Consider the following 302-nt stretch of genomic DNA (forward strand, 5'->3'; position numbering starts at 1 on the left):
TTTCGGGCTAGCACACACGCCAATCAGCTCATCAAATCTGCCTTCATCTACTTCACTCTCCTCCTCAGAGAGAATGGATTGATTGAAGATGAGGCTCTCTTCATTGACGGGACCAAGGTAGAAGCTGATGCCAACAAGTATTCTTTCACGTGGAAAAAGGCCGTTGAACGCTATGAAGATGCCTTGAACGGAAACATTTCTGCCCTTTATGACAAGCTAGTTCAAGAAGGGGTGAATACTGCCTTGTCCAAGGAAGAATGCCTCACTAGCGAGGGACTCAAACAACTCCTACATGAGACAGA

The 302-nt window shown here is 46.4% G+C and carries 1 pseudogene; it reads left to right on the forward strand.

From position 1 onward, the window contains the following. Positions 1 to 302 (forward strand): annotated as a pseudogene (locus C1G57_RS10675) (IS5/IS1182 family transposase); the annotation flags it as partial.

Source organism: Streptococcus suis (genome assembly GCF_002960425.1).
In the GTDB taxonomy this organism is placed as follows: Bacteria; Bacillota; Bacilli; order Lactobacillales; family Streptococcaceae; genus Streptococcus; species Streptococcus suis_S.